Origin of the sequence: Silvanigrella paludirubra (assembly GCF_009208775.1) — a bacterium.
Classification (GTDB): Bacteria; Bdellovibrionota_B; Oligoflexia; order Silvanigrellales; family Silvanigrellaceae; genus Silvanigrella; species Silvanigrella paludirubra.
Window position 1 is genome coordinate 449,398 of record NZ_WFLM01000004.1, and the last position, 21,537, is coordinate 470,934.

A 21,537-nucleotide genomic window follows, 5' to 3' on the forward strand; every position below is an offset into this window, starting at 1 on the left:
TTCATTATTTTAAATTTGTATAACGATAGAACCCTCCTAACAAATTATTTTAAATAAAGCAAATAAATATTAAAAAATTTTTAAATTTAAAATATTTATAAAAAATATTAATAAATATAAATTAAAATAACAATTATTTATAATATTATTGTATTAAAAAAATAATTTATCTAAAAGATAACCAAAAATTAATTTATAATAAATATTTTATAATAATTATTTTTCAAATTTTTTAAATTAATTAAAAAGAAGTTATTTAAAAATTGGCTAGTTAAAAATATTTATTTATTTTTTTTGTGCTTGATTTTATTTATTTAATTTTTTAATATATCTGCAGTAATTAAATATATTTTCTTGCTATCGTTAAAAATTTTTATATGGGAAAAATGAAAATGAAATATATATTTTTGATTTGTTCAACTGGTATACTTTTTCAAAATTATACGTTTGCAGCAAAACAAGATCAAAAAATTACTCCTTATTCAATAATATGGAATAATAATCAGGAGTATTCTAATATATCTAGCAATGATAACAGTCTTTGTACTGTTAAAAATCCAAGTGGTGATTTGGTTTGCTTTGATCTCTATAAAGACAGTGCAAAATTACCTCCAAATGAATCTGGTTGGTTAGGAAAATATATTTCTATTTCATTGGGCACAGAGCATAAATGCGGAATATCTGTAAAAGGTGGAAATCTATATTGTTGGGGAAGTAATTTTTATGGACAAATTGGAAATGGATCCGATGTCTATGCTTCTACAACAGTAAGAGTGTTACCTAATGAACAATTTATTTCTTATGCGACAGGTTACCGAAATACATATGCTGTGACTGTTAAGGGTAAGTTGTATGGCTGGGGTGATAACTCAAAAGGTCAATTGGCAACATCGGTAATCAATCCTGCAGTAAATCGCTCACCAAAAGAAATTACTTTAAATGGTAAATCTTTTTTTGCTGTTACTGCAGGAGATCGTTTCTTTTGCGCAATTACAAATGAAGGCAAAAATAATATAGGGAATTTTGGAAAAGTATATTGTTCCGGAGATAATAGCTCTGGACAAGTGGGTAATGGAAATATTAGTACTGCTGAAACTAAATTATTTTTAGCTGGAAATAAAAACTATACAAGCGTTTCAGCCGGTAGAGCGCATGTTTGTGCTGTTACAACTGACCAAAAAGTGGAATGCTGGGGAAATAATCGTATTGGACAGCTTTCAAATGATCCAAGATACGTTACATTATCACCTGTTCCAAGGGAAATTATGAGTAATAATTATCCTGATTTTCAAAATTTAAAATTTAGTTCTGTCTATTTATATAATAATTCAACCTGTGCTCTTACTACAGATGGAATTCCATACTGCTTTGGTGATAATAATTATGGTCAATTAGGTGGTACTCCAAGCGAAGGAAGTATTTCTGTAAAAGATGATTTTGGAAATTCTTTATATTCTCATTTTGAACCAAAAATACCATTCCAAAATTTATCCTATGGCTTTGTTTCTTTAACAGGAAATTCAAGATCAACCTGTGGAGTAACAAAAAATAACAATTTACAATGCTGGGGTTTTATAAGTAAAAATACTTATTCTAGTCTTAATGTAGGAAGTGGAAATTTTTGTGGGATAAGTTTAAACGGTGGCAGAGCAATGTGCTCAAGTTCATCAAATAGTTTAGCTGATCAATTAGCTAATCCTTGGAATTCTCCTATAACTACTCCTTGGGTAAGTCAACAAAGATTTAAAAATCTTTCTGCAATTTCAGATAAAGTTTGTGGTGTCTCTATGGATGATAATTTATATTGCTGGTCTAAAGTACCAACATCATCACCTCAAGATATTTATCCTCAATTAGTAAACATTGGTGGAGAAAAAGTAACAAAAGTTGCTTTAGGATCTAATCATGTTTGTTTGATTACAGATAAAGGCGCTTTAAAATGCTCTGGTGAAAATACAATGGGGCAATTAGGAGATGGTAGTTATAAAAACACAAATTATTTAAGTGAATTTGAAAAAATTACAACTTCAAATTTAAAATTTATTGATTTTGCAGTTACAAAAAACTCAACTTGTGCGATTGCAGATGACAATAGTGTATATTGTTTTGGATCTAATCAATATGGAGAATTAGGAATTTCCGATGTTGGAGTTCAAATGAATTCAAATCCTCAAATTATTCCTAATCTAAAGCTAGATAGTATTTCTTCTGGATTAAATCATTATTGCGGAATTTTAAAAGATGCAGCAGATGCGGACAATAAAATGGTTTGCTGGGGTGATAATTCTTTAGGACAAACAGGTTCAAAAAATAATATTACTAAGGCACCATATGCAATCCAAAACTCTAAAAACTTTGTTTCAGTCGCATTAGGCCAAAATACAACTTGTGCTGTAGATCAAGATAACAAAGCATTTTGTTTTGGAAGCAATGAATCTAAAATAATAAATAATAAAGACACAAAATCATTTTTGAGTCCTGTGCAAGTTCAAACAGATAAAAGATTCTCTTCTTTAAACCTTGGTATTCGTGAGGCTTGTGGGGTTTCTAGCTTAGACAATACTGCACAATGCTGGGGTGGCTAATATTTAATCTTACCTTTTACCGGATTTATCTTTAATAGATAAAGTTTTATCGGAGTTTTTTTCAAAGATAAATCCACCTAATGCAATACATTCTTTTTCATTATTTTTACTAATCCATGCTAAAAATCCTTTATCCGTGCTGCAATCAGACATACCAGAGCATTCAATTTTAACCGATTTTGTAAATTTATTTTTATAAACCTGATTTGCATATTTAATTTGTTCATTAGAAACATTGCATCCGTTTTTTCCTTTACAGCTATTTATTCCAAAACATTCAACATGACTTTCTCCTTTTTTTGGAGGAGCTGCATCTGAATTCATTGAAATGGCATTTGCTGATATAATTACCATTACAGCATTTAAAATTTGCTTTTTTTTATTATCCATTTTTATCTCCTTAGTAAAATTTAATTATAATAAATTTAAGATTAAACAAAATGTCAAAATACCAATATTATTATTTTAATAAAAATATATATAATTAAAATTTAAAATATAATAAAGGTCTTATTGAATGAAAAATATGAAATATACCATATTAACAATTCTATCATTAGTTATTCTTATTATATTATATGGGTCATGGAGATATACGATTAGTGTATCTGATAGTACATTTCAAACAGATACAATTCGAATAAAACAAAGCTTTAATCAAGGAATTAAAGCAATGGAAGATGTTTCAACAGCATTTTATGCATTTTCATATCTTGATAAAGATATGAATCAGTTTAAATTTGGTAATTTTGCAACTGAATTAATGAAAAAAAATAATTTTTTAAAAAGTGTCAATTTTTATGAATATGTTGAAAAAAGTAAAAGAACTGAATTTGAAAATAAATTGCAAAAATTAAAACTAGGGAAATCTATTCTTGAAGGAGGAGATGAAGAAAACTCTAAAATAGGTCCATCAGCAGAGCATGAATTTTATTTACCAGTTATTTTTGTTAACTTAAAAGCAATAGAATCTTCTTATTTTGGATGGGATATTTATTCCGATAAAACAAAAAAAGAAACTTTAAATTATATTATTCAAACAAAAAATATTCAGGCTTCTAAAACATTTTTATTAGAAAGTGGGAATGTTGCTATAGAGTTATTTATTCCAGTGTTAGAATTAAATAATTTAAATAAATTGTCTGGAATTATTGGTGTAACAGTTGATTTAACTCAATTATTAGGCGAGGAGCAATGGAGTAAGGGTGTTGAAATTACTTTGACAACAATACTAAGTGGAGAAAAAACTGAAAAGGATATATTTAGAAAAATAGATCCTGAAGTGCAAAATAAAATTATTTTATCTAAACTATATACAGAAAATTATGTTGAAAAATTTGGTCAAAAATTTGGATTAAAATTTAATCGATTTTTGACAATTGATCGTATTAATTTTGGAATCATATTAATTACTTTGGTCGGATGTATTATTTTATTCTTATTGTCAATATATTTAATTATTACATATCAAAAGTTAGAAGTAAGTAATTATAAATTAGAAGATGCAAATCAATTTCTTGAAGAAAGAGTGAAAGAAAGAACTAAAGAATTAGCATTAGCACACTCTGAAATAAAAGAAATATTAGATAATCTAGAAGATGGAGTTATAACTGTATCGCCAGATCTTATAATTGGAAAAACATATTCTCCCGCAGCTTTAAAAATATTAGGAATTGATAATTTGTATTTGAAAGATCTTAAACATATTTTGTTTTCGCATTTAGATAAACACAATGAAGAAGTTTCTAGACACTTATTTACATTAGGTGTTTTAAAGTTTGCCGATGATTTTCAGTGGGGTCTATCTTCAAGTGATTTATTAAAAGTAATAAATATAAATATAAATAAAGTCCAAAAAACTTTGTCATTAAAGTATTCTCCCATCTTCTTAAAAGATCAAATTCAAAAAATTGTTCTTGTGATATCGGATATTACAGAAGTTTTAGCTCTAAGAGCCTCTCTTGCTGCAAAGAATGAAGAAACAAGCCTAAAAGAAACTATCTTAAAAGAGAATTTATTTTCAAAACAAGAAAATTTAGTTACATTTTATAAAGAAAATGATTTAAGAGCAGAATCATTGTTAAATTACAATGAAAAATTAAATGAAAATGAAGCTTCAATCATGTTAAGAGATCTTCATACGATTAAAGGATCAGCAAGGAGTGTTGGATTAAAGTTTCTAGCTAAAAAGGTTCACGTTATTGAAGATGCCTTGGAACCAATAAGAATTTCATTAACTAATAAAGAAAAAATTTCATTTGATATTAATAATAAAGAATTAATAAATTTAAATATTCTATATAAAGAGTATAGAGAAAATTATAAAAATTTATTTGAAAAAAATAACTCATACAATCCGTCAAAAGTAGCAATTGATATTATAGATTCACTTTTGATTCAAAAAAATAATTCAATTGAAGATATTATTTCCTGGATATCTCAATTTAAAAGTGACTCTTTTTTTAGTCTAAAAAATTTATTTATTTCATTTAATGATACTTTAAATGAATTGTCTTTAAATTTAAATAAAAAGATAATTCTTAAACTTCCAAATTGGGATATTTATATGGACAATAAAATTAGTATTTCATTGTCCGAAGCATTTACTCATTCATTAAGAAACGCTCTTGATCATGGAATTGAAACAATAGAAGAAAGAAAACAGAAAGGAAAAAATGAAGAAGGATTATTATATATGAAATTTGAAGAAATATCTAATTCATATCTTTTACAAATAATTGATGATGGGAGAGGTGTTAATCTAAAAAAAGTATATGATATTGCTTTTGAAAAAAAATTAATTTCTAACTCTTTTGATTCTTATAAAGAAGAAGATATTATAGATCTACTTTTTGCACCGGGTTTTTCAACGAAAGAAGAAATTTCTGAATTGAGTGGAAGAGGAATAGGGCTTGACGCTGTGAGAAATTCTTGCCATAAATTTGAAATTAATTGTAAGATTGTTACTAAAAATGGTGAAGGTTCCACTTTTCAATTATTCATTCCTAAAAAATATATTAAATTTATGATAAATGAAAGCAATACTCTAAAAGTAATAAAATATATTTAGTTTGAATTTTTCAATTTATATTTATATATTGACAAGTTAAAAAATTTTGCTAGTTTAAAAAAATTTGACTAATAACTAAGATTTTTTAGTTTGTGTTGAGATGAGGTGTTCTTTTGATTAATTTTAAAAAATTTGAATATATAAAAAATTTAACTCTATTCCAAAAATTTCTTTTTATTTTTTTAATGATCAGAGCTTTAGCCGCAGTTATAAATTGTTTTTTGCCTTTTGATTTACCTCATATAATTAGACAAACAGATACCATTTCTGTTGCAATTAGATATTGGTCACGCTGGGCTTATGAGCCTTATTCTGAAAATATTTTTTATCCAGCTGTTCTAAATAGTGGCCAAAGTTATGGTTTTATGCCAATGGAGTTTCCAATTTTAAATATGGTTACAGCTCCCTTTTTTTTCTTTGGTCCATATTTTGGTAAAATATTAGCTTGTTTATTTGTTTGTTTTCTCGTTTTATTTTTTACACATATAAATTTAAGAGTTTGGAAAAATATTAAAATATTAGGCATTAGTGCATTTAATATGATTTTATTATTCCCTATTTTTTCATTTTCTGCATCAATAGGTTGGAGATTTATCCCCGATTTTATTTCGGTTCAATTATGTTTAATTGCTATTGGCCTTGCTTGGGAAAAAGTAACTTATATTAAGCCTTTTATTTTAGCGCTTTTAGGGTTATTATTAAAACCTGTTACTGTAGTTGTATTTCCTTTATTTTTACTTAATAAAAACATTTTTAAATCGGCATTTAATCTTCTTTGGCTTATACCTGCTACATTACTATCATTTTTATATTATACTAAAGGAATAAGCTATTTAGAAAAATTCAGAGAAATTCCTACAAATTTTGGTGTTCATAAAGATATTGGTTTATCCTCTTTAAAAGATTTATTTTCACATTTTAATGAATTTTTAGAATTTATTAATTATCATCCACTTTTTCCTTATGGAATAGTCTTTGTTTTATTAATATATCTTTTCTATATCTTTAGAAGATTTACTTTTTATCATTTTAAATTATGGATAGTTATTGTAATTCAGGTTATTATTATAGGAATACTTGATGGTTCTCATAGTATTGTCCATTTTTATTATTGGTTTGGAATTGCCCCTTCATTTTGTTTATTAGCACTTGGTACTTGGGATATTCTTTCTAAAGACTCAAATTATTTCAAAATATTTTTAAAAGTAATATTTTTTGGAATATTTATAGCACGTTTTTTTGAGGTTTGTTACTTTGATACAAGATTGTTATTTCACTCAGATAGAAGGGTAAATGCGGATGTTCCTTTTGTCGATTGTTTTCTTTTAAAAAATAGAAATCCCGAATTTCCATGGAATAAAGGTTATGTTTTTATCTCTGAAAATACGGAAGCTCCTTATTTAGGTGCCTGTTTTGGAGAAAGAACGAATTATCCTTCTGAAAACTTACAAAACTCTTTTGAAAATCCAAAATTAAAAGATAAGTATAGATATGGATTAATAACAATAAAAACAAAACTTCCGCATCATTGTAATGTAATAGATAGATCGGGTAAGGTAGTTATTATAAAATGTGATGAATATACACCGCCAGAAGAAGAATCGGAATAAAATTAATTGCCAAACCTGCTTTCTTTATCATTAATAATAAATAAAGGCCTTTTTTTCACTTCATCATATATTCTACCAATATATTCTCCCAGTATTCCAATGGTAATTAATTGAATTCCTCCAATAAATAAAATTGTTACCATAATACTACTCCAGCCTTGAACGGGAAAACCTTTAATTTGTGAATATACTAAAATAAAAAACCCATAAATAAAGGATAAAAAGGCAACTGTAAAACCTAAATAATAGGCACTTTTAAGAGGAGTATTGCTAAAACCAATAATTCCATCCAAAGCTAATTTTATCATTTTTGTAAGAGGATATTTAGTTGTTCCTGCAAAACTTGCAGATCTTTCATAATAAATTGGAGTTTGTTTTAGTCCTATCCATGGAATCATGCCTCTAATAAAACGATTTTTTTCAGGTAATGAATTGAATATATCCAATGCACGTCTACTCATTAATCTAAAATCACCTGAGTTTAGAGGAATATCACAGTTTGTTAATTTTCTAACAATTATATAAAATAATTTTGCTGTAATTAATTTAAACCAGGTTTCACCTTCACGGACTGTTCTAACTCCATAAACAATGTCAGAACCTTCTTTCCACATTTCTAGCATTCCTTCTATGACTTCAGGAGGATCTTGAAGGTCTGCATCAATAGAGATTATTGCATTTCCTTTTGCATGATGTAAGCCTGCACTTAAAGCAATTTGATGACCAAAATTTTTGGCTAAAGATAAAATAATAAGTTTTCCATTTATTGAATTTTTTTCCAGATTTTCTTTTTCTAGTTGATGTAAAATTTTTAGAGTATTGTCTTTACTGCCATCGTTTACATATATTATTTCATATTTTAAGTTTCTTTTATCAGCAAGTTTGTTTAGTTCACTAGTTAGCCTTTTATTCGTTTCTATAATGACTTCTTCTTCATTATAACAAGGAACAACAATTGAAATAATAGTCATAAAAATCCTTTAAATAATATTTCATTTTTGGTAAATTTTAAAATAGGTAGGATATAATAAGAAAGTTTTATAACCCTGATTGATGTAAACCATTTATAAATCCATTAACAATTGTGGAAGCTGCGTTTGGACCATGCATAGTTGAGCAGGTATCCATATTCTGTGTACTATAATTTCCATTTGTCATCAAATAGCCAACATAGTCGTTTGCAGTAGATAATACATAAAATTTACTAATATTTGGGAAATTCTGAGCGAGTAAATCTTTTAAAGCCATTTTTGTGTCGTAAAGGGGTTCACCTGGAAACATGAAAAAATAGATTCCCCCATAAGAAAACCATGATATTTTAGTTATGTTATTTGTAATATCAGAAGATTTGAGAGAGACAACACTTTCAAAAAAACTTTGAGGAATCCATCCTAAATCAATTCCACAGCCAGAATAATTAATTTGAAAACCAGGTAGAGTAATAAAAATTGTTCCATAACTTAGAGAAGTAGGCGCTGTTTGATTTACTGCACTTGATAAGTTTACATTTGTAAAGTTATTTGTGAAAGCATTTTTATCAGGAGGAGCTACTACTGTTGCATTGCCCACAGTTGCATTAAAAAAAATACAAGTATTAGCTCCTGTTTTACTCTGTAAAGATGTTTCAATATATCCTGCAAAATCAGCGCTAAATGTTAAATCTTCTGCTCCATACCAAGTCGGATGTCCACTAAAAATCTGAAAGCAGCCCATAGAGTTTGAATTAATATCTTTGAAATTTAGAAATAATGAATTTTGATCGACGGGCATTCCAGGAAATCGAGTAAAATTATAACCTGATATAATAGATTCTCCCAAATCAATTGATTGAATGCTGTTCAAATTATTAATTGACTCTGTCACTGATTGAATAATTTGATCTGCTACAATATTGTAAATACTTGAATTAAATCGATCGCAAACAGCTATTGCCCAAAAAGGGTTTTCAGCTAATCCAGCCGGTCCAGAATGTGTATGAGTTGCTATAAATTGAACATTTGCATGTGTGAAATTTTTATTTGGAAAATTTTTATTTAGTAAAGTTAATAATTTTAAATTTAAATCTATTGGAATAGCAACAACATCTAAATCTATTATTAAATAATATGAATCTGAATTATTGTTTTGACCTTTAAATAACAATGTTTTTACTCTTGGTTGTTTATCAACATTTAAATATGGTTTGCAATAAGAAGGTCCATTTCCTATATTTACAAAATTAGGGGGAATTAATCTTCTTAAAGGCGAGCCAAATCCTGTTAAACTTACGGGTTCTGTTGGATATATTGTTCTTGAACTAAAACCTACTTGTAAATTCCCTGCTAAGGTACCAAAGCCACCAACGGAGTCAGGAGAAAAAAATAATGCATTAGAGGAATTATTTGAATTAAAGAGAGATTTAGCTAGTTCTATTTGGCATGAATTCAAAAAAAGAATAGAAAATATAATTAAAATATTTAATTGTATCATAAAAATATTCCAATGCTTTAAAAATCAATACCAAAATAAGCATCGGGAAGTGGGCCTGATATTCTGATACCATCAAATGTCAAACTCCAGTAGGCAATTCCAAGTCCAAATATAAATGTATTCGCAAATTCTTTTCTATATTTAATTCCAATAGAGTTGTACTCTACAGAAGCTGTATTTCTTGCGCCTCCAATTTGTCTCCATTCTAAAGGAATACTTTGTAAATAATAAACAAATAATGAAGATATTGTTTTATTTGATGTCTCCGGTTCAAAGTGATTGTGTATCATTCCTACAGTTAAGTTTGAATCAAAAACATCTCCCCAAATTTGAATGAGTTGATTTGGGCTTAAGTTATATGTTGAGTTGATTCCTTGGTTATCCCAAAATTTGTAATTTAAACTTAAAGAAGCAAGCCAATCTCTTTTCTCGCTGCTAAGTTCGTATGTATCCGCAAATCCAAGGCCAAAAGCGTATTTTTTTTGTCCAATTCCGTTGCTATTTCTGTAGGCTACTTCAGGTACCAGAGAAATGCTTAAATTATTTCTTTCTGAAGGCTTAAAAGCGCAATTAAACCCTATTTGAAATACAGAGTAGAGCAGAGGAATTTGATTGACTATAAATAAACAGGGCAATATCTTTGTGTTAAAAATGGACTCCGTAACACCTAGTCGAATAAATTTAGTTTTTTCATTATTATCTAATAGTTGTACGTCATATGAGGGAAATAAAGTGATTTCCCTTTCATAAGCATAAGCTTCAGGTCTTATTAAAAAAAAACTTATTACACCTGTAATAAAACAGATCAGTCTTTTTAAATTAGACTTGAAAAAAGTAAGAAATAAAGTTAGGGGACATACTTCGACCAAACTCCTTGCTCCTCATGTCTGGGGCTCAAGTTTTAGTTGCGCGATCCATAAGGAGAATTCTATGCGTGAATACGAAGCAATGATTATTGCTAAGGCTGACTTACCTGAACCTGAACTATCCAAGATGGTTTCTAAATGGGAGACTATCATTGGAACAGATGGCGGACAAGTCGTCAAAAAAGAAACTTGGGGCGTCCGTCGCCTTGCTTATCCAATCAATAAGCAAAATCGCGGTAACTATTTTGTTTACGACATTGCTACAAATCAAGCTAATGTTCATGAACTAGAGCGCGTTTTAAAACTAGAAGAAAATGTTCTTCGCTCTATGGTTATTAAACTTGCTGACAACGTAAATGTTGAAGATCGCCGTTTAGAACTTCAAAAACAAGCAGAAGCAGCAGCTCAAAGAGCAGCAGAAGCCGCTCGTGAAAAAGCTGAGTCCGAATCTCTCGGTGCTCGTAGAGGTCGTGACGACGAATAATTAATATTTTTTAAGGTAGCTTTATTAAAGTAAATCTTAATGAATATGAGTTACAAATTGAGGTTTTCATGACTCAAAAATTAAATAATTCACAAGGCTCAAACCCATTAAAAGGAAATAACCAGCCTGTAAAGAAATTTACGCCTGCGTTGTTATTTTCTGGTTTATTTGTGGCTATTAGTTTTACCGTTATGTTAATTCCGCTTGCTATTTTTAATGTTTCTCAAGTTGCTGCAATATTAGGAAAAAGGGTAGCTTTTTATCTTATGCTTGCTGTTTCATTTGGTTTTATATTATTTGGAAATCTTTTTGGAAGCTATGCTTTTGTAATTACAGGGGTATTTGTTTTAATTGCGATTCCTTTTTTTATGTCAGCAATTGCCCTTCGTGAGAAAAAGCGTTCTTGGGTACTTGCTGCCATAATTCATTTTATTCCTGCTTTACTTATTTTTGGGATATTTACTTTCGGATTAAATAAAGCTCAATTTGATGAATTTAAAAATAATATTCAACAAAACCAGGCGCTTGTTTCGCCTGTGACACCTCCTAATTCTTCTCTTGCAGAGAAAAAAGGGGATGAAACTCTTAACAAAAGCACTGAAAAAACTACGATTGATGAAAACTCAAAACAAGTCTTATCAGATAATTATTCGAAAATTTTAGCAGTCCTTGAAGATTCTGGACAAATGAAAGAATTTCAAGAGCTTATAAATTACACTCCATGGCAAAGATTAGCTTTTTTGGTTTATGGAGCTGGATCTTTAACTTTTTTGGTTGTTTTGCTTATTTGTTTTGCTAATGTTGTGTTCGTTGATTTTGGTTTTGAGCAGATTGAGCGTTTAAGAGCTATTGTGAATTATGTTAGAAGAAATTCGGCATCCTTCCCAGGTCAGTTGTTAAACTCTTTATTAGCATTGCCAATGGTTCGTGCAAACCGTTTGCAAACCCCAATTTTGATAACTCAGCATACTAGCACTCAAAATCACTCTGAGAACAATAAATCGAACTTTTTATCGTTTTTATGGAAGCCTTTGAGGTCTAAGAATCAGATTCATTGGCAGGGTTATTCTTTTAAATTTGAAGGAAAAAGTCCTTGGGGTTTAAGAGATTTTGCTTTGCCATTGCCGTTAGCTATTTCTGCCATAGCAGTTGTCGGTGGAATTGCTTTTTGGTATGGAAATCATGAATCTGTACTGACTTTGTTAAAAAATGCTCCATTTGCCCCGCTTATCGCAATTGCAAGTGTTTTATCATTTATAATGATAGCTATTGTTGCTTTGCAAGGCATGTTTACCATATACAAAAGATTACCAATGTTCGTTGGTTTAGCATTGATGATTCTTGTTTTGTATTTGAGTAAGTATACCAACGCCCCTTACAGCGTAATTGCTTTGTGTGGTGCTGTTGGACTTTTAGATTATGTGTATGATTGGCGTGGGAAAAAAGTTTAATTTTTTTCGTGCTTATTAAATGAATTTTGTTAATTATATTTAAGAGGGTAATAAATATGCTCGTACTTTTGCAAGCAAATGTACCAAACTTAGGTCACATTGGCGACCTTGTTAAAGTGAAGTCTGGATACGCTAGAAATTATCTTTTTCCACGTGAATTAGCTGTTTTGGCTGATGAAAGAAATAAAAAACTTCTTGAACACCAACGCCGTCAAGCGGAAGCGAAAAAGCAAAAAGATCTTTCTATAGCTCAAGAGTTAGCTAATACAATTAGCGCTCTTTCCTTAACAATCCAAAAACCTGTTGGTGAAGAAGATAAAATCTTTGGAACTGTAACAACTCAAGAGCTTGCAGATGCTTTCCGCGCTGCTGGTCATGATATTGATCGTCGTATGATTACAATCATCGATGAAATTAAGCTTGTTGGTGTTTATAAAGGTTCTGTGAAACTTCACCCTGAAGTTTCTGCTCAATTTAACATTTGGGTTGTTGCTCAAAATTAATTTGTGTTTGAATGAATAAAGCGGGCAAATGTATATTTGCCCGCTTTTTTTTGTCACTTTTCTCAAGTTTTATTTTTTTAGTTCCGACCTTTAACAATATGAAACATTTAAAAGAAGCAAAATTATTATTAGAGCAAGGGGATTCAGCGGGGGCGCTGGAAATTGTAGAAAATCTTCTTTCCCTATCCCCAAGAAATACGGAAGCATTAAAAATTAAAGCATTTGTTTTGGATTCTTGGGGGCGCTTTGATGAGTCACTAGCTCTTTTACATGCTTTAGGCAAATTATCTTCGTCTGAAGAAGAGCCTTATGCTGAACTGGACAAAAGAATTGATGAAGATAGAGAGTCTCTCATTTATAGCCGCCTGACCCCAGAAGGAAGGTGGTATTTTCAATTTTCTCCTATGCAAATGTTTATTTCATTAATTGGACTTATGGGCTGTTTTCTTTTTTTAATAACAAGTCCGAGCTTTTTTGATAATTCTTCTGCTCCTATAACTTCAGGATTATTGATTTCATTTTTAACTTTAGTTGTTATTCCATGGGTTCTTTTACTTATTTTAAATATGCAAGGAATTAAAAAAATATTAGTTGGATTAACAGGAATTCATGTTTTTTACGGCTTAAAAAAGATTGTATATACATGGGATCAAATGGGATCTGTTGTTATTGAATATGATACAAATTTAAATGAAGATTATCTGCGTTTAATTGTTTATTCAAAGACTACACGCGAGCCACTTTTTAATTTTGATATTTCTAAATCAAAAAGTGTTATTCGGGCAAGAAGGCATTTTGTTCGTTTGATTTTGAGTTATATTGATACTGTTAGTTATGTCCCAAGAGGAAAAGCTACTGATTACGATAAAAAAAATAATGATACAAAAAATGAGCCTGCAGCTTAATTGTTACTTTGTTATTTTTCTCCATAATTCTGACAATCTTAATTTAAATCTACTTTCTATACCATAATCTGTTGGTAAATAAGCAGCTACTTTTTCTTTCTTTTTAATATTTGAAATAGACTCAGGTAAATAATCAAACATGACAAACGAGTTTTCATAATTATGTGGATATTTATACTTGTCTTTTCCTTTTATTGTCAATTCAACTGGGGGTTGAATAGAAAGGCCATTTTCTTCGGCATGAATTCGCCAATTACGTACTTTATCTATAGCTTTATAAGCTTTGTTACTTTTATGTGTGCTTGCTAAATAAGTAACACATTGAGCTAAAGGGATTCTTCCTTCAGGCATCCCAACATATTCAATTGCTTTATAAGCACTTGTTGCAAGAATAAGAGCTTGAGGATCTGCATTTCCTATATCTTCACTAGCAAAAATAATACATCTTCTTATGATAAATAAAGGATCTTCTCCTTTATCTAAAGATGTGATTGCATAAAATAAGGCAGCATCGGGATCGCTTCCTCTCATACTTTTGATCATGGCGCTTATATAATCATAATGATTTTTATCTGAAAATGATTTTAAAGAATTATTAAAAACATCATTTTCTTCTTCTTTATTTTTACAATGAATAATATTTTCAAGAAGATTTAAAGAAAAACGAAGGTCGCCACCACTCATTTTTGCGATTTTTGGGAGACATTCATTTTCAATATATTTTAAATAATCTTGATCTTTATTTTCTAAAATATTTTTTTCTATATTTTTAATAAAAGTAAATCCGTGAATAAGGCCTTCTAAAATTTCATTTTCTTTTAAGGCTGAAACATAAATACATCGAATTCTACTTAATATTGGTGCGCTCAATGCCGTAGTAGGGGATTCAGTTGTTGCTCCGATTATCCAGGCTTCGGAATATTCTAAAATAGGTAACAAGCTATCTTGTTGGGAGCGGCTTAGCCTATGAATTTCATCTATAAAAACAATTGGAGTTAATGCATTTCCTGCAACAGCAGCCCGAATTTCTTTTACACCATCTCTAACGGCTGATAATGAAATAAAAGGGAGTCCACAGGATTCGCCTAAAAGCTTAGCAAGGGTTGTTTTCCCAGATCCTGGTGGACCCCATAAAATTAAATGAAATTTATGTGTATTTCTCCATTGATGGAGATCTCTTTCCCATATTTTTTTTGCAGATCCCAATAAATAATTTTGTTCCTTTAATGTTGGTCTTAATTTTTCTGCAAGAAGTATATTTGATAAATTATCGTTTATGCTCATTCGTGTTTTTTTTCATAGAAATAAATAACCATAATGTCGATAATAAGCCTAAAATAATCAAAGGCCAATTAGAAAACATAGAATAAATTGTTGTTTCATTAGATAAAGGAACATCAATATATCCGGTTGATTGTGTTAATAACTTTGTTGGTTGCATTATTGTTCTGCCATAAGGATCAAAAGCCATCGTTGGACCCGTATTTGATACCATAACAAGACCACGGGAATTTTCAATCGTTCTAAACTGATTTAAAATACTAAATTCAAGACCAGCATTGCTATTCACCATCCAAACAAAGTTTGCTTGATTCACAAAAATACTTGCTTTGCCTTTTGTGGCTTCAAGTCTAGGTAATTCAGGATTAATGGAGTCAAAACATATTAATGGAGCAACAAATTCTTTTTCTGTATAGGCAAGTGCATCATAACTTTTTCCAATTTCAAGCTTGCTCGCATTTTCAAATACTTTGCGATAGGTTTCTCCTAAAATAGGAAAATAAGATTCTAGTGGGAAGCTTTCACCAAAGGGCATCGGAATCCATTTTTCATAATCTTTGCTCTTTGATCCGTCAGGACGAATTAAAAATGAAGCTGACCATACAGGGGCTTTTTCAATTCCCATAGTTTGAATATCACTCAAATTCCATTTTGTTGCTTGGATAAGAATGGGAACTTGAGTTGCAGCTGTAAGTATTTTTACGGCTTTTAAATCACGTTCATCTAGCATAAAAAAGCTTTGTGTCGCGCTTTCAGGCCAAACAAGTAGGTCTGGTTTTCTACCATCAGCATTCAGTGCTTTGTGAATTGCTTCATAGCTCATTTCAATGAGGCGGGTTAAATTTTGTCGCTGCGAATCTTCTGATGGCAAGGTCATTGAGGCAATAGAATTAAATGTAAAGTTTGGTTGTACATAGGCAACACGTGTTGTCTTTGAATTTTGAATAATTGTATCTGCAAACTGAAGCCTATAATATCCAAATGTAAAAATAATTCCCCACAAAAATAAATTAATTAAAATTGTGACAAACAGCGAACCCTTGTTTTTTGAAAATTCAACAATTGATTTTGCTAATGATAAACTCGTAAAAATGATAAAAAAGGAAATAATATTAAACCCAAATATACTTGCAATTTGACTTATATAAATTTCGGAATGCATTAAGCTTCCAAAAGTCCAATTAAAAAAACGTGGAGCAGCAATTTCAAGAAGTACGACACACATAGCTAACGCAGCTAAAGGGAATTTTTTATTAGGATGTCTTGTCGAGTACCATGTTTTAAAAATTATAGGAGAAAAAATAAATGGAAAATAAAGTGAAGTTAAAATGCTAATTCCAACATACATGGGATAAGCTATATATGGTTTGAGAGAGCTAAAATAAATTATGGGTTTTGATATCCAGAAAAATGCAAAAATTTGAATGACAAAACCAAAAATCCAAAATGCAATAAAAGTTTGGAATGCTCTTTGATTTGGTGAAAACGAGGTATAATGTTCCTTTAAATTAGAATGTATTGCATGAATTTTTGGCAATGTTTCTATTGCAATAAATAAAGGAATAAGTGAAAAAGGGAGAACAATTCCATATCCAAGGGTTGGAAATTGATAGCCGGGAAATCCCATTGAAACGAGAATCCCACTTAAAATAAAACCAATATACTTTAGAATTCTTGATTTAATTGTTACCATGTATTTATCTTGACCTATTAGGTTTGGACTTAAGGAATAAAAAAGTTTATACCAACTGCGGGTTAAATGATAACATGTGGGAATGGGGATCACAACATGTGCTTTTCACGAATTTTAAAACGAAATCACTTTATGGTTTTGTTATTTCTCTACTTGATAAAAACAACTTTTTTTGTGTTTGCAGAAAATACGACTGATATTAATATGCAAGGCCAAATACCAAGAGTTGAATTTGACTCAACGCGTTATGATTTTGGAGATATTTACAGAGGTCAAAAATTAACGCATTTATATAAATTTCAAAACACAGGAAATGGAACTTTAGTATTTAGCAATATTCATGCTGCATGCGGATGTATTAATACAAAAATATATTCAGATGATGGCAAAACTTCTAAAAATGTTTTTAAACCAAGTGAAAGTGGAATCGTTAGTGTTGAATTTAATTCGCAAGATTTCTCCGGAAACATTATAAGAACAATTACTTTAGAAACAAATATGGGTTCTTCTTCGCCTACAGTTACTTTAACAACGACATCGAATGTTTTACAAGAAATTAGCTCAAATCCTGCATTGCTTTATGTTGGAAAAATTCAAGGAGAAATAAAAAAAACTTTCACTATTAATATGAATTTAATAGGAAGAGCTAAGGTAACTGGTAAGCCTGATGTAAATGATTTTGTAATTAAAGAAATCTCATCTTCAAAAATAGCTGATTCTTTTAAAGAGAATATATTATCAAATAGTGAAGCCTTAAAAATAATTGCAGTAGAATCAAATGTGCCATATTTAAAAGCCAAATTAATTCCTACGATTGAAGGGCAGCCTCCTCAAATTTCGGTTGATTTTGATGAAAAATCTTTACCAATTGGTTCTATCAATGCAAAAATTAAGGTGTGGAATAATTCTACTTTTTATAAAAATTTTGAAATTCCCGTTATTGGAGAATCCGTAGGACATGTTCAAGCTTCTGCAAAGTATGTTGAATTTGGTGTTGTAAATGGTTCTAAGCCTTCTGAAAGAGTGATTACTTTTAAATCAATGGATAAGGGCTTCGCTATAACCGGGGTTAAAGTTGATCTTAAAAAATTACCCGAATTAAAAAACATTAAAGATTCCGAATTATTTGATGTTAAAAAAGACAAATTGGTATTATCTCAAGCCGCTTCTGATGGCAGTGTGACTTCTTATTTGGTTACATTTAAATTAAATTTTCCCAAAAAATTAAATAGTTTAAATATAGACTCGCAAGCATCACCAGGGGTTAATGTTTCTGGATTTTTTGTTGTAAAAACCAATGATCCCGATTACAAAGAAATAACCGTGCCATTTTTTGGCGTATTAAGGAAAGACCCATGACTACTCAAATTGTTAAAGTACACAATGCCTCTCAAATTCCTTTAGGCTATTTAGATGCAGGAATTATAATAGGAATTCTCTTTTGTATTATTGGTATAGTCATGGTTTTGTATACTTCAAAGTATTATCGTTAAGGGGTTGAAAGTGAGTATTTTTAATAAACTTTTTTCATCAAATGCAAAATCATATGATAAATATGGTGATGTTTTGAAAAAAATAATGACAACAAAAGAGCAAAGGCTTGAGGCTATTGAGTCTTTACAAGGATTAACTGCAGAGCAATCTGTTCCTCAGTTATTAAAAAGATTTGAAATTGCTGTAGATTCTGGACTTCAAGACAATAAAGAAAAAGAGCAATGCTTAAAATTAATCGTTGCTTTTGGTGATAAGGCAAAGCCTTATATTTCTGCAGTTCTTGCAAAAGAAAGAAAAATTTCTTGGCCTATTAAAATTGCTGAAAAAATTTATTCTCATGAAGATTACGTTCATTTATTATTAAATAATTTATCTACTCAGGTTGCAGAATTTGATGAATCTTCATTGGAAAGAAATGAAGAAATTTTACTCGCGTTGAAAGACGTAAAAGAAGCAAATGATGCCATTGTTGATAAAGTAACAGAATTTTTATCTAGCCGTGATGACAATGTCCGCATGGCTGCTTTAGAGTGCTTAGAAGAACAAGCAATAAATAGTACAAAAGCTAAAATGATTATTCTTGATCTTTCAAAAGCTCCTATTACAGATGAAAATTCAAGATTTTTAGGAGTTGTAAACTCAATTATTCAAAATCATAAATGGATATAATCTTATGTCTAGCTTTAGCCCTTGGGTAAAAAATATAGGTCATTTAGCAATTGTTATAGATGATCTTGAAAAAGGAAAATGGTTTTTTGGAGAAGTTCTCGGGGCAAGCTTTTTTATGTACAAGGGCGAGCAAATTATGGTTGAGTTAGACTCTTCTATACTTGTCGCTAAATTATCGAAAGATGCCGTAGATAAATCAAGACAAAATGGAGAATTTGGAAAACAAGTTCTTGATCATTATGGTTTTCAATCAGAAACCCCAGAGCTTGTTGATTTATTTTTTGAAAGAATAAAAAGTTTTCAACTTGAAATTGTCCGTGAGCCTCATAATAGATCCGATGGAAGAGCGTTTTATTTTCGCGATCCATTTGGAAACTTAGTAGAATATTTTTGGTATAATAGGAAATAAAGAATGAATAACTTAACAAGCGATCAATTTATGATTGCTGCCGGCGTTGTTGTTTCGGCCATAATAGTTCTTATTATTATTAATATTTTTTATAATAGAAAAAAGAAAATTCATACAGATTCTCTTCCAAAAGAAAAAGAATCTCTCCGTGAATCTTTAATCGATTTAACAGAACGAAAAGCACAAGAACATTTATTAGAAAATAAAACTCAAAAAAAATCACCACCTGTAATTAAAGATGTTCCTAAAGAAGTTTCTTTAAAGGAATCGCAACCTACTCATAATTGGTTTGATAGATTAAAGGGTGGATTAAGAAAAACACACAGCCAAATTATTACTGGACTAGATGAGTTTTTTATTTCTAAAAAAGATAAGGCGAGTCGTGCTGAGGCGCTTGAAACACTTTTTGAATTATTAGTTCAAGCCGATGTCGGAGTTCGTACTTCCGAATATTTGGTTGACAAAGTGAAAGCACGCATGAATGCGGAAGATTATTCCGATCCAAAAATATTTAAAAATATTTTAAGAGAAGAAATTTTTACTATTTTAACGGCCACAAAAGAAAATCCAAAAGGAATTCTTGAAAATCCTTTACAAAGTCTTTCCGATAAAAAATTACCACATATTGTGCTTATGGTTGGTGTAAATGGGGTTGGAAAAACAACAACAACTGGGAAACTTGCCTATAAAGCCCATTTAAGAGGACAAAAAGTAGTCATTGGTGCAGCCGATACTTTTAGAGCTGCTGCCGTAGAACAGCTTGCTGTTTGGGCGCAACGATCCAATGCGGAAATGATTCGTTTAAAAGAGGGCTCTGATCCCGCATCTGTTGCATTTGAAACGGTTAAAAAGGCCTCAGAAAATGGTTCCAGCGTTTGTTTAATTGATACTGCTGGAAGATTACAAAATCGACAAGATCTTATGCAAGAATTAGCTAAAATTGGACGTGTGATCTCAAAAGAAAATCCCGATGCTCCGCATGAAGTTTTATTAGTACTAGATGCCACAACAGGTCAAAATGCTCTTCAGCAAGCAAAAGTATTTTTAGAAGTTGTTAATATAACGGGTCTTGTTTTAACAAAATTAGATGGCACCGCAAAAGGTGGTATAGCAATTGCGATTGCTTCAGAGCTTGGATTGCCAATTCGTTATGTTGGGGTTGGTGAATCTGTTGAAGATCTTGAAGTATTTGAAGCACATGAATTTGTAAATGCTTTGTTTGCAGAATCTTAATTTAAATTTATATTTTCCAATTTATTTTTTACGTATTCAGCTAGTTTATTGCTTACTATTTTAAAATTATTTTGAAATGCAACAGCATTAAATTCTCCATCCACATAATCAGTGACCCCTTTTATAATATAAAACTTTTTATTTGCTTCAGAAGAAATAAATGAAAAAGATGCCGCTTCCATATCAAAAACTTCACATCCTAAAGATTTCATTTTGCTATTAATATTATCTTTAGTTACAAAAGATAATGAGGAGCATATTTTATGTTTTTTTGCTTTAGTGTCTAATAAACTCGCTTTAAAATGACCCTCTGAGTAAATTTTATAATCTGGAATTGGGATATTACGATCCAAATAATAGCTTTCAGAAATATTTAAAATATCACCAATTTTTATTCCACTTTTTGTTAAGGCACCAGAAGTTCCTACATTTATAAGAATATCAGGTTTAAATTTTTCAATTCCTAATACTAAACTAATTACAGTTGCTTCGGAGCCGACATAATCTGTGTTTCCCTTTTTACCGTTCACTAATAAGTAAATATGGTTTCCATTTATATTTCCCGAATAATAATTATTTCTATATAAAGGATTTAATTTTTCTTCTTTTTTTAAGTTTAATTTCTCAATGAAAGGATTTGCTTCATCTTGCATAGCCATGAGAATTAAAATATTTTTTGGAGTTTTGTTTGAATTTTTGTTTTCTGCATTTATTTTATTTTCTGAAGCAGAACATGCAAAACAAGTTAAAGAACTTAATAAAGCTATTATAGATTTTTTTATATTCATTTTTTATATCCTATATTTTTTAAGCCA

19 protein-coding genes are annotated in these 21,537 nt (G+C 30.0%); 12 read left to right on the forward strand and 7 right to left on the reverse strand.

Features of this window, described 5'->3' with window-relative positions:
* Positions 1 to 392 precede the first annotated feature (392 nt).
* A complete protein-coding gene (locus GCL60_RS12645; RefSeq protein WP_161998201.1) occupies positions 393 to 2,585 on the forward strand; it encodes an RCC1 domain-containing protein in 2,193 nt (730 codons plus the stop codon).
* 9 nt (positions 2,586 to 2,594) lie between these two features.
* Here GCL60_RS12645 and GCL60_RS12650 read toward each other — a convergent pair whose 3' ends face one another.
* Positions 2,595 to 2,975, reverse strand: coding sequence for a hypothetical protein (locus GCL60_RS12650; protein ID WP_153421028.1), 381 nt, complete (start codon positions 2,973 to 2,975; stop codon positions 2,595 to 2,597).
* A 127-nt stretch (positions 2,976 to 3,102) separates the two neighbouring features.
* Between GCL60_RS12650 and GCL60_RS12655 the strand changes: the two genes are divergently transcribed.
* Complete coding sequence (locus GCL60_RS12655) at positions 3,103 to 5,655, forward strand: CHASE domain-containing protein (RefSeq protein WP_153421029.1); 2,553 nt, start codon at positions 3,103 to 3,105, stop codon at positions 5,653 to 5,655.
* A gap of 113 nt (positions 5,656 to 5,768) precedes the next feature.
* Positions 5,769 to 7,265 (forward strand): hypothetical protein, encoded by a 1,497-nt coding sequence (locus tag GCL60_RS12660; RefSeq protein ID WP_153421030.1) that lies wholly within the window; start codon positions 5,769 to 5,771, stop codon positions 7,263 to 7,265.
* Between the two features lie 2 nt (positions 7,266 to 7,267).
* Here the strand turns inward: GCL60_RS12660 and GCL60_RS12665 are convergent, their stop codons facing one another.
* From GCL60_RS12665 to GCL60_RS12675, 3 genes are all read right to left on the reverse strand, one after another.
* The gene (locus GCL60_RS12665) at positions 7,268 to 8,236 is read right to left on the reverse strand and encodes a glycosyltransferase family 2 protein (RefSeq protein WP_153421031.1); all 969 of its coding nucleotides are present in this window, start codon (positions 8,234 to 8,236) and stop codon (positions 7,268 to 7,270) included.
* Positions 8,237 to 8,303: 67 nt separating this feature from the next.
* The gene (locus GCL60_RS12670; protein ID WP_153421032.1) at positions 8,304 to 9,734 is read right to left on the reverse strand and encodes a neutral/alkaline non-lysosomal ceramidase N-terminal domain-containing protein; all 1,431 of its coding nucleotides are present in this window, start codon (positions 9,732 to 9,734) and stop codon (positions 8,304 to 8,306) included.
* Between the two features lie 17 nt (positions 9,735 to 9,751).
* Positions 9,752 to 10,603, reverse strand: coding sequence for a hypothetical protein (locus GCL60_RS12675; RefSeq protein ID WP_153421033.1), 852 nt, complete (start codon positions 10,601 to 10,603; stop codon positions 9,752 to 9,754).
* A 61-nt stretch (positions 10,604 to 10,664) separates the two neighbouring features.
* Here GCL60_RS12675 and rpsF point away from each other — a divergent pair, with 61 nt between their 5' ends.
* The 4 genes from rpsF (at position 10,665) to GCL60_RS12695 (ending at position 13,943) form a co-directional block, all read left to right on the forward strand.
* Complete coding sequence (gene rpsF / locus GCL60_RS12680; RefSeq protein WP_153421034.1) at positions 10,665 to 11,084, forward strand: 30S ribosomal protein S6; 420 nt, start codon at positions 10,665 to 10,667, stop codon at positions 11,082 to 11,084.
* 68 nt (positions 11,085 to 11,152) lie between these two features.
* Complete coding sequence (locus tag GCL60_RS12685) at positions 11,153 to 12,535, forward strand: hypothetical protein (RefSeq protein WP_153421035.1); 1,383 nt, start codon at positions 11,153 to 11,155, stop codon at positions 12,533 to 12,535.
* A 56-nt stretch (positions 12,536 to 12,591) separates the two neighbouring features.
* The gene (gene rplI / locus GCL60_RS12690) at positions 12,592 to 13,038 is read left to right on the forward strand and encodes a 50S ribosomal protein L9 (RefSeq protein ID WP_153421036.1); all 447 of its coding nucleotides are present in this window, start codon (positions 12,592 to 12,594) and stop codon (positions 13,036 to 13,038) included.
* 98 nt (positions 13,039 to 13,136) lie between these two features.
* Positions 13,137 to 13,943 carry a tetratricopeptide repeat protein gene (locus GCL60_RS12695; RefSeq protein WP_161998202.1) on the forward strand — a complete coding sequence of 269 codons (807 nt, stop codon included), beginning with the start codon at positions 13,137 to 13,139 and terminating at the stop codon, positions 13,941 to 13,943.
* 3 nt (positions 13,944 to 13,946) lie between these two features.
* Here the strand turns inward: GCL60_RS12695 and GCL60_RS12700 are convergent, their stop codons facing one another.
* Both GCL60_RS12700 and lnt read right to left on the reverse strand, forming a co-directional pair.
* Positions 13,947 to 15,227 (reverse strand): AAA family ATPase, encoded by a 1,281-nt coding sequence (locus GCL60_RS12700; RefSeq protein ID WP_153421038.1) that lies wholly within the window; start codon positions 15,225 to 15,227, stop codon positions 13,947 to 13,949.
* Positions 15,211 to 16,917, reverse strand: coding sequence for an apolipoprotein N-acyltransferase (gene lnt / locus GCL60_RS12705; RefSeq protein ID WP_153421039.1), 1,707 nt, complete (start codon positions 16,915 to 16,917; stop codon positions 15,211 to 15,213). The genes GCL60_RS12700 and lnt overlap by 17 nt, the downstream gene beginning before the upstream one ends.
* Positions 16,918 to 17,013: 96 nt before the next feature.
* Between lnt and GCL60_RS12710 the strand changes: the two genes are divergently transcribed.
* The 5 genes from GCL60_RS12710 to ftsY are packed head-to-tail and all read left to right on the forward strand — an operon-like array spanning position 17,014 to position 20,722.
* Positions 17,014 to 18,276: a DUF1573 domain-containing protein gene (locus tag GCL60_RS12710; protein ID WP_161998203.1), complete on the forward strand. Its 1,263-nt coding sequence runs from the start codon at positions 17,014 to 17,016 to the stop codon at positions 18,274 to 18,276.
* Positions 18,273 to 18,410 carry a hypothetical protein gene (locus GCL60_RS12715; protein ID WP_153421041.1) on the forward strand — a complete coding sequence of 46 codons (138 nt, stop codon included), beginning with the start codon at positions 18,273 to 18,275 and terminating at the stop codon, positions 18,408 to 18,410. Before GCL60_RS12710 ends, GCL60_RS12715 begins: the two co-directional genes overlap by 4 nt.
* A gap of 10 nt (positions 18,411 to 18,420) precedes the next feature.
* On the forward strand, positions 18,421 to 19,080 hold the full coding sequence (locus GCL60_RS12720) for a hypothetical protein (protein WP_153421042.1): 660 nt from the start codon (positions 18,421 to 18,423) through the stop codon (positions 19,078 to 19,080).
* A gap of 4 nt (positions 19,081 to 19,084) precedes the next feature.
* Entirely contained in the window at positions 19,085 to 19,489 is a 405-nt protein-coding gene (locus GCL60_RS12725) for a VOC family protein (RefSeq protein WP_153421043.1), read from the forward strand.
* A gap of 3 nt (positions 19,490 to 19,492) precedes the next feature.
* Positions 19,493 to 20,722: a signal recognition particle-docking protein FtsY gene (gene ftsY / locus GCL60_RS12730; protein ID WP_202614026.1), complete on the forward strand. Its 1,230-nt coding sequence runs from the start codon at positions 19,493 to 19,495 to the stop codon at positions 20,720 to 20,722.
* Here the strand turns inward: ftsY and GCL60_RS12735 are convergent.
* On the reverse strand, positions 20,719 to 21,510 hold the full coding sequence (locus GCL60_RS12735) for a phosphorylase family protein (RefSeq protein ID WP_153421044.1): 792 nt from the start codon (positions 21,508 to 21,510) through the stop codon (positions 20,719 to 20,721). The genes ftsY and GCL60_RS12735 overlap by 4 nt on opposite strands.
* Positions 21,511 to 21,537 lie beyond the last annotated feature (27 nt).

What these genes read in the sequence shown, in the direction of transcription:
- GCL60_RS12645 (WP_161998201.1), top strand. Translation starts at nt 393, where the DNA reads ATGAAATATATATTTTTGATTTGTTCAACTGGTATACTTTTTCAAAAT.
- GCL60_RS12665 (WP_153421031.1), bottom strand. Translation starts at nt 8,236, where the DNA reads ATGACTATTATTTCAATTGTTGTTCCTTGTTATAATGAAGAAGAAGTC.
- GCL60_RS12695 (WP_161998202.1), top strand. Translation starts at nt 13,137, where the DNA reads ATGAAACATTTAAAAGAAGCAAAATTATTATTAGAGCAAGGGGATTCA.
- GCL60_RS12715 (WP_153421041.1), top strand. Translation starts at nt 18,273, where the DNA reads ATGACTACTCAAATTGTTAAAGTACACAATGCCTCTCAAATTCCTTTA.
- GCL60_RS12655 (WP_153421029.1), top strand. Translation starts at nt 3,103, where the DNA reads ATGAAAAATATGAAATATACCATATTAACAATTCTATCATTAGTTATT.
- rpsF (WP_153421034.1), top strand. Translation starts at nt 10,665, where the DNA reads ATGCGTGAATACGAAGCAATGATTATTGCTAAGGCTGACTTACCTGAA.
- GCL60_RS12725 (WP_153421043.1), top strand. Translation starts at nt 19,085, where the DNA reads ATGTCTAGCTTTAGCCCTTGGGTAAAAAATATAGGTCATTTAGCAATT.
- GCL60_RS12685 (WP_153421035.1), top strand. Translation starts at nt 11,153, where the DNA reads ATGACTCAAAAATTAAATAATTCACAAGGCTCAAACCCATTAAAAGGA.
- GCL60_RS12650 (WP_153421028.1), bottom strand. Translation starts at nt 2,975, where the DNA reads ATGGATAATAAAAAAAAGCAAATTTTAAATGCTGTAATGGTAATTATA.
- GCL60_RS12700 (WP_153421038.1), bottom strand. Translation starts at nt 15,227, where the DNA reads ATGAGCATAAACGATAATTTATCAAATATACTTCTTGCAGAAAAATTA.
- rplI (WP_153421036.1), top strand. Translation starts at nt 12,592, where the DNA reads ATGCTCGTACTTTTGCAAGCAAATGTACCAAACTTAGGTCACATTGGC.
- lnt (WP_153421039.1), bottom strand. Translation starts at nt 16,917, where the DNA reads ATGGTAACAATTAAATCAAGAATTCTAAAGTATATTGGTTTTATTTTA.
- ftsY (WP_202614026.1), top strand. Translation starts at nt 19,493, where the DNA reads ATGAATAACTTAACAAGCGATCAATTTATGATTGCTGCCGGCGTTGTT.
- GCL60_RS12710 (WP_161998203.1), top strand. Translation starts at nt 17,014, where the DNA reads ATGTGCTTTTCACGAATTTTAAAACGAAATCACTTTATGGTTTTGTTA.
- GCL60_RS12670 (WP_153421032.1), bottom strand. Translation starts at nt 9,734, where the DNA reads ATGATACAATTAAATATTTTAATTATATTTTCTATTCTTTTTTTGAAT.
- GCL60_RS12735 (WP_153421044.1), bottom strand. Translation starts at nt 21,510, where the DNA reads ATGAATATAAAAAAATCTATAATAGCTTTATTAAGTTCTTTAACTTGT.